Raw genomic sequence first — 5426 nt, 5'->3', positions numbered from 1 at the left:
CATCATGTACGCGGCGGCCTGGGCCGTGACGCTGGGGCTGTTCGCGTCGGCCCGCAACTACGGCGTGGCCGTGGGTCTGCTCACGCTGGCCGGCGTGTTCAACATCGCCTTTTCGGCGATGGCCCAGACGCTGGTGCAGATGCTGGCCCCGCCGGGCGCGCGCGGCCGCATCGTGGGGCTCTTCAATACCGCGGTGCTCGGCCTGCGGGCGGGCAGCGGGGTGACGGTCGGGATGCTGGGCGCGGTGATCGGCATTCACCTCTCGCTCGCCATCGGCACGGCCGCCGTCCTGGCCAGCGCCGCCGGGTTGTTGGCCCGGGAGGCCCGCAGCGTCCGGACGAATCCGCCGCGCTAGTCCGCCCCCGTGCCGCGAGACTCCACCGTGGCGATGGCCTCGATCTCCACGCGCGCGCCGCCCACGAGGCCCGCGCACTGAAAGGTCGTCCGGGCCGGCGGATCGACGGCGAAGTACTGACTGAAGACGTTGTTCATGGCCATCAGCTCGCTGAGATCGGCCATGTAGATGGTAACCTTCACCACCCGGTCGAGCGACGACTCGGCCGCCTCCAGCACGGATTTCAGATTCTCGCAGACCTGGCGCGTCTCGGCCGCGATCCCACCCTCGACGAGCTTGCCGGTCTTCACGTCGGTCCCGAGCTGCCCCGACGCGAACACCCACTCGCCGACCCTGATGGCTTGGGACAGCGGAACCCGGGCCGGCGGCACCTTCGGTGTGTGGACAACCTGTCTGCGCATCCCGCTCCCCTCACGCACATTCGATCGCCGCGTTCTGGTCTCACGCCTCTCTGGTATCACCACAAGCTCCTGAGGCGTCCCCCATCGACGTTCACGGAGACGCCGGTGATGAAGCTGGCCCGCTCGGAGCACAGGAACGCGATCGCGTTCGCCAGCTCGGCCGGTTGGCCGAACCGCCCCAGCGCGTTCTTGCCGGCGGCCAGCCGGCGGGCCTCCTCTTCGGAGCCGACCCCGAGCTCGCTGGCGAGCCCCGCGGCATTCCGCCGCCACAGACCGGTGTCGACCCAGCCCGGACAGACCGCGTTGACGAGTACGTTGTCGACACCGACTTCGGTGGACAGGGCCTTGGTGAGGTTGAGCAGCGCGCTGTTGGTCATGCCGCTGCCCAGCATGTAGGGATCGGGCTCCTTGCCGGCGCCCCCGATGACGTTCACGATCCGGCCCCAGCGGCGAGCCCGCATCCCCGGCAGCACCAGGCGGATGGTCCGCATGAACCCGAACAGCTTGGTGTCGAGCTGGGCCTGCAGGCCGGCGTGAGTGAGCGCCTCGAAGCGGCCCGAGTACATCGTCCCCGCGTTGTTGACCAGGATGTCCACGCCGCCCCAGCGCGCCGTGGCTTCGCCCACGAGCCGCTCGACGTCGGCCTGAACGGCCATGTCGGCGACCACGGCCTGCACCTCACCGCCCGCCTTGGCCTGCAGCTCCTCCCGCGCCTGCTCCAGAGCCGGGCGGCTTCGCGCGCAGATGGCGACGCGCACGCCGGCCTCCAGCAGGACCCGGGCGGTCTCCCGCCCGATCCCGCGGCTGCCGCCGGTGACGATCGCTGCCCGGCCCTGGATTCCCAGATCCATGCTGGCCCCCCTGACCCGCGTCGATTGTACGGCAGGCGCCGCCCGACGGCTTGGTCGCCCGACCCGAACGGCGGTATGATGCCCGCCACTTCATGGGCAAGCTCGACGGGCGAGTCGCGCTGGTGACGGGAGCGAGCCGCGGGATCGGCGCCGCTATCGCCGTCGCCTTCGGCCGGGAAGGCGCCAGGGTGGCCGTCAACTACCGTCGCAGCGAGGTCCAGGCCCTCGCGGTGGTGGCGGCGATCGAAGCCGCCGGGAGCAAAGCGATTGCCCTGCAGGCCGACGTCGCCCAGGCGCCGGCCGTCCGCACGCTGGTCGACCGCACCGTCGCCGCTTTCGGCCCCATCGACATCCTCGTGAACAATGCCGGCATCCTCAATGCCGTGCCGCTGGATCAGATGATGGAGGAGGTCTGGGACGAGATGCTGGCGACCAACCTGCGCTCGGTCTTCCTCTGCACGCGGGCCGTCCTGCCGGCGATGCTCGCCCGCGGGCGCGGCCGGATCATCAACATCACCTCGCAGCTCGGCCAGAAGGGCATGCCCAATCACACCCACTACGCGGCGGCCAAGGCGGGGGTGATCGGGCTCACGCGAGCGCTGGCCCGGGAAGTGGGGCCGCGCGGTATCCATGTCAACGCGATCGCCCCCGGCCCCATCGAGACGGACCTGATCGGGCCCGTCACCGACGATTTCCGCCGGGAGAAGACCGCCATCTTCGCGCTGCGCCGGCTCGGGCAGCCTGACGAGGTCGCGCCCACGGCGGTGTTCCTGGCCTGCGACGACTCCAGCTACTACGCCGGCCAGACACTGTGCCCCAATGGCGGCGACATCATGGTGTAGCAGCGGCTCTGAGAAAGGAGCTTCGATGACCATCAAACGTCTGAATCCCGGTCCCCGCCTGAGCCAGGCCGTCGTCCACGGCGAAACGGTCTACGTGGCCGGTCAGGTGTCCGCCGAGCCGGCCGCGTCGGCCAAAGGCCAGACCGAGCAGATCCTCAAGAAGATCGACGCGCTGCTGGCTGCCGCGGGCAGCCACAAGTCCAAGCTCCTGTCGGCGACCGTCTACGTGGCCAGCATGGCGTACTACGACGAAATGAACGCGGCGTGGGAAACATGGGTCGATCCGGCAAACCCGCCGGCCCGCGCCACGGTCGAGGCGCGGCTGGCCTCGCCCAAGTATCTGGTCGAGATCGTCGTCGTCGCCGCCCTCTGAGGCCGGGCGCCGTCGTCAGCCCTGGACGCAGAAGAAAAAGAAGAGAGGGCGCGTGTCCTTCTCGTTAGGATCGCTGAGACAACGCACCCGCTGATCCGATGGCGGTCGAGAATTCGGGGTCGAGGTCGCGCACGCCGCGAGGGCGAGCAGGCCCAGCAGAGCGAGGGCCAGCGCCCCCGTGCGTATCATAGCCGCCATTCTAGCCCGGGTTGACCGCGCCCGGGGACGGCGGTATGTATCGCCGCGACAAGGAGGGTGGTGTGATGCGGGCAGCCTGGTACGAGCGTAACGGGCCAGCGGCGGAAGTGCTCAGGGTCGGCGAGCTGCCGGTTCCCGAGCCCGGCCCCGGCGAGGTGCGCGTGCGCATCGTCGCCTCCGGCCTGAATCCCACCGACGTCAAGGCGCGAGCCGGATCTCGACCGATGGGCCACCCCCGCGTGGTGCCGCACCAGGACGGTGCTGGGGTGATCGACAAGGTCGGGCCCGGCGTCCCGGCCTCGCGGGTGGGCGAGCGCGTGTGGCTCTACATCGTGCAGTGGCAGCGGGCCTGGGGCACGGCCGCGGAGTTCACCGTCGTCCCGGCGCGCCTGGCTGTGACGCTGCCCGCGAACACGAGCTTCGCCGAAGGGGCCTGCCTGGGTATCCCGGCGGTGACCGCGCACCGCTGCCTCTTCGCCGACGGCCCGCTGGACGGCCAGACGGTGCTGGTGACCGGCGGGGCCGGGGCCGTCGGCAACTACGCCGTCCAGCTCGCCAAGTGGGCGGGCGCCCGGGTCATCGCCACCGTGAGCTCGCCCGAGAAGGCGGCCCTGGCCGCCGCTGCCGGCGCCGACCACACGGTGAACTACCGGACGTCTGACGTCGCCGCCGAGATCCTGGCGCTCACCGGCGGGGCCGGCGTCGATCGCATCGTCGACGTCGACTTCGGCGCCAACCTGCCGGCCAGCGTGAAGGTCATCAAGACCAACGGCACCATCGCCACCTATGCGTCGATGGGCGAGCCGGAGCCCAAGCTCCCGTTCTATGCGCTGATGGCCAGGAACGCCACGGTCCGCCCGGTGCTGCTGTACACCATGCCCGAGCGCGCCAAGGACGAGGCCGCCCGCGACATCGCGCACCTGGTCGAGGCGGGCCGGTTGATCCACGTGATCGGCGCGCGCTTTCCGCTGGAGCGCATCGTGGAGGCCCACCAGGCCCAGGAGAGCGGCAAAATCACGGGCAACATCGTGGTCGACGTCGCCAAGGACTGATGAAACACCGCATCGCGGTCATCCCCGGCGACGGCATCGGCCGAGAGGTCCTGCCCGAGGGCATGCGCGCCCTCGAGGCGGCCGGCCGCCGCTTCGGCTTCGAGCTGGAGTGGACGCTGTTCGACTGGAGCTGCGAGCGGTACGCCAAGACCGGGCAGATGATGCCGGACGACGGCCTGGATCAGCTGCGCGCCTTCGAGGCCATCTATCTGGGCGCAGTGGGCTGGCCGGGGGTGCCGGACCACGTCTCGCTGTGGGGGCTGCTCATCCCCATTCGCCGCGGGTTCCATCAGTACGTGAATCTCCGCCCCGTGCGCCTGCTCCGGGGCGTGCGCTCGCCCCTGCGCGATCGCGGGCCGGCCGACATCGACATGCTGATCATCCGGGAGAACAACGAGGGGGAGTACTCGGAGATCGGCGGCCGCCTGTACAAGGACAGCGCCGAGGAGCTGGCCGTGCAGCAGGCCGTCTTCACCCGGCGGGGCTGCGATCGCATCATGCGCTACGCGTTCGAGCGGGCCCGCCAGCGCCGCCGGCACGTCACCTCGGCGACCAAGTCGAACGGTATCATCCATTCCATGCCGTTCTGGGACGAGCGGTTCGCCGCCATGGCCGCCCAGTACCCTGACGTGAAGACGGCCCAGTACCACATCGACATCCTCACCGCTCACTTCGTCCAGCACCCCGACTGGTTCGACGTCGTGGTGGCCTCCAACCTGTTCGGGGACATCCTGTCCGACCTGGGCCCGGCCATCGCCGGATCGATCGGCATCGCCGCGGGCGGGAACATCAACCCCGACAAGCAGTACCCGTCCATGTTCGAGCCGGTACAAGGCTCGGCGCCCGACATCGCCGGCAAGGGTATCGCCAACCCCGTGGCCCAGATCTGGACGGGCGCCCTGCTCCTGGAGCACCTGGGACACGCCGACGCCGCCGCGGCCATCGTGGGCGCCATCGAGCGGATCGTCGAGGAAGGCCGCGCGGTGACGCGCGACCTGGGGGGCAAGGCCACGACGCAGGAGGCCGGCGCGGCCATCGCCGCCCTGCTCTGATCGCCTGCGGGTTGATGTGAGCGCCCGATCATGAGCCACGCCGGCGGCCGCCGATGGTTTCTCCAGGGCGCCGCCACGACCGCGCTGCTCCACGGGTTCCGCCCCACGCTCGTCCGCGCCGACGATGCGGCCCGGCAGTCCATGGCGCGAGCGGCCACCGCGTTCCTGGCCACGCTCGACGCCGGGCAGCGTCGGCGCGCGGCATTCGCGTTCGACGACGCCGAGCGGGTCAACTGGCACTACGTCCCGCGTCGCCGCAAGGGCCTTCCCGTCAAGGACATGCCGGCGCCGGCGCGCGCCAG

General features: G+C 70.5%; 8 protein-coding genes. 6 read left to right on the top strand and 2 right to left on the bottom strand.

The window, feature by feature from the left end:
- The coding region (locus tag VFR64_21425) for an MFS transporter (protein HET9492295.1) at positions 1–355 on the top strand (355 nt) is incomplete at its 5' end.
- Here the strand turns inward: VFR64_21425 and VFR64_21420 are convergent.
- Together VFR64_21420 and VFR64_21415 are read right to left on the bottom strand one after the other, a co-directional pair.
- Positions 352–756 carry a Rid family detoxifying hydrolase gene (locus VFR64_21420; GenBank protein HET9492294.1) on the bottom strand — a complete coding sequence of 135 codons (405 nt, stop codon included), beginning with the start codon at positions 754–756 and terminating at the stop codon, positions 352–354. The genes VFR64_21425 and VFR64_21420 overlap by 4 nt on opposite strands.
- A gap of 56 nt (positions 757–812) precedes the next feature.
- Positions 813–1607, bottom strand: a complete 795-nt coding sequence (locus VFR64_21415; GenBank protein HET9492293.1) for an SDR family oxidoreductase — start codon at positions 1605–1607, stop codon at positions 813–815.
- A 92-nt stretch (positions 1608–1699) separates the two neighbouring features.
- Here VFR64_21415 and VFR64_21410 point away from each other — a divergent pair, with 92 nt between their 5' ends.
- From VFR64_21410 to VFR64_21390, 5 genes are all read left to right on the top strand, one after another.
- A complete protein-coding gene (locus VFR64_21410; protein HET9492292.1) occupies positions 1700–2449 on the top strand; it encodes a 3-oxoacyl-ACP reductase family protein in 750 nt (249 codons plus the stop codon).
- Between the two features lie 25 nt (positions 2450–2474).
- Positions 2475–2822: a RidA family protein gene (locus VFR64_21405; GenBank protein ID HET9492291.1), complete on the top strand. Its 348-nt coding sequence runs from the start codon at positions 2475–2477 to the stop codon at positions 2820–2822.
- Positions 2823–3085: 263 nt separating this feature from the next.
- Positions 3086–4072, top strand: a complete 987-nt coding sequence (locus VFR64_21400) for an NADPH:quinone reductase (protein ID HET9492290.1) — start codon at positions 3086–3088, stop codon at positions 4070–4072.
- A complete protein-coding gene (locus VFR64_21395) occupies positions 4069–5124 on the top strand; it encodes a tartrate dehydrogenase (GenBank protein HET9492289.1) in 1056 nt (351 codons plus the stop codon). The genes VFR64_21400 and VFR64_21395 overlap by 4 nt, the downstream gene beginning before the upstream one ends.
- A gap of 30 nt (positions 5125–5154) precedes the next feature.
- The coding region (locus VFR64_21390) for a DUF3500 domain-containing protein (protein ID HET9492288.1) at positions 5155–5426 on the top strand (272 nt) is incomplete at its 3' end.

The sequence above is a fragment of the Candidatus Methylomirabilota bacterium genome (assembly GCA_035709005.1).
Classification (GTDB): Bacteria; Methylomirabilota; Methylomirabilia; order Rokubacteriales; family CSP1-6; genus 40CM-4-69-5.
This window is presented reverse-complemented; position numbering and strand designations above follow the sequence as displayed.

Excerpts from the sequence above, each read along its gene's own strand:
- VFR64_21420 (HET9492294.1), bottom strand. The coding sequence starts at position 756 with ATGCGCAGACAGGTTGTCCACACACCGAAGGTGCCGCCGGCCCGGGTT.
- VFR64_21415 (HET9492293.1), bottom strand. The coding sequence starts at position 1,607 with ATGGATCTGGGAATCCAGGGCCGGGCAGCGATCGTCACCGGCGGCAGC.
- VFR64_21410 (HET9492292.1), top strand. The coding sequence starts at position 1,700 with ATGGGCAAGCTCGACGGGCGAGTCGCGCTGGTGACGGGAGCGAGCCGC.
- VFR64_21405 (HET9492291.1), top strand. The coding sequence starts at position 2,475 with ATGACCATCAAACGTCTGAATCCCGGTCCCCGCCTGAGCCAGGCCGTC.
- VFR64_21400 (HET9492290.1), top strand. The coding sequence starts at position 3,086 with ATGCGGGCAGCCTGGTACGAGCGTAACGGGCCAGCGGCGGAAGTGCTC.